1 protein-coding gene is annotated in these 1754 nt (G+C 49.4%); it reads left to right on the forward strand.

Annotated elements, in window-relative coordinates:
• A partial coding sequence (locus ACTXGO_RS13255; protein WP_443574850.1) for a 3'-5' exonuclease occupies window positions 1–1754 on the forward strand: 1754 nt, incomplete at both ends.

Genomic DNA, 1754 nt, shown 5'->3' on the forward strand with positions numbered 1-1754 from the left:
CAGGCCATTTACGGCTTTCGTGGCGGCGATGTTGCTAACTATAATGCTATGAAGACACTGTTTGCAGCCAAGCAGCGCATGAGCCTAAACATCAATAGACGCTCAAATGAGCGTTTAATCACCGCCCTCAATTACTGGTTTGGCCGCTCGTCACCAGCGCAGGACAGTCAGGTAGAGAATAGTCAGCTACAAGCGTCAACACAAAGCGCAGCCGATCACTTAGCGCAGCTGGGTAAAGGCATCTATTATCAGCACATTACCGCCGCCAAAACCGAGGTTTGCCTATCTTGGCAGCAGCCCATCGCTCAGGAGCTATCGCCTCAAATAGCCGCGATTATGCCCAACCAGCCAGTGAGCGTGATTCACCTGCCATCATCTAAAGATGCCAAGCACAATGACTGCGAGCTTACCGCCCTACATATCGCCGCCCTGCTGGCAAGCGGGCAAACCCTAGAGGGACGAGCGCTCAAGCCTAGTGACATCGGAGTGCTTGGACGGCGCAAAAAAGATCTTAAGCAAGTAGAAGATATGCTGAGCAAGCTTGGCGTACCGACTCTTGAAACCGCAGAGCGCAATGTCTTTGATACTGCTATCGCTGTTGACTTAGCGGCTTTACTAGAGGTAATGATACGACCACATCGCCGCGATATTATGAACCGGGTATTGACCAGTCATTTTTATCAATTGAGCCTAGTTGAGGTACAGCACCTCATGCTAAGCGTCGATGAGGAGGTTGACGCTTTACAGTCAGCAAGCGCTCACTCAGAGCAGACAGCGCTAAAGCGGCGCTATCAAGACTTTCAGAACTATATCAAGACGGCGGCGGCGTACTGGCAGAGTAGCGGTATCTTATCCGCGCTACATTATCTGTTTGCGCGTAATCCAATGACCACGAGTAGCACAGACAATCAGAATATATGGGTGGCTCTAGCAGAGCTCAAGGAGGGTGCCCGTCATCTCATGGATCTGCGCCATCTACTAGATATATTAGCGCAGCATGGTATGCATATCGGCGAGCATGAGCTAATAGCTTGGTTTAAGAAGAACATGAATAGTCGCCGTACTCCCGAATGGGCGCAGCAGCAGCCCCTACCGACTGAATCTGGTGTTCAATTGATGACGATTCATAAGTCAAAGGGGCTTGAGTTCCCTGTGGTCTATGTCATCGGTATGGATAGCGCCAGTCCAAAGGCGGGTGCTCGTAGCAAGCATAACCTGTTTTTGTTTGACCATATACAAGAGCAAAAGACGCAGCGCCGCCTATCTACTAGTAAGGGCAAATCATTTAAGTCCGCTAAAGGTGAGGCTGCTAAAGAGGCTGAGGATTACTATGCGCAGTTTGAAACCGATGAGAATTATGAAGAGATGCGCCGCTTAGCTTACGTAGCCTTTACCCGAGCTAGTGAGCAGTTATATATGGTGCTTAAAGATTCGAGTAGAAGCCAAGACGACGATCGCAAGCCTTGCGCTCAATGGCTTAATGGCAGTGGCAAAAATTTAGAGCTACCAGAGCGATTGCACAACTATATCGGCTGGCTGCCATATGACAGTGTTGAGTCTAATGCCCAAGCGATTGTGCAAGCAGATAAAGACTCAATTGATACGCTACAAGTAAAAACGGATAACAGTACCCTCATCAATTACGACGACGCTTACGCGCAGATTCAAGCACGCTACTTTAAGGGCTGGGCTAAGACTAGCTTTACCGCTCTGTCGCGCCAACTTGGCAAGCAAACTCAGGCTTTGGCTATTTT

The sequence above is a fragment of the Psychrobacter sp. T6-1 genome (assembly GCF_052258445.1).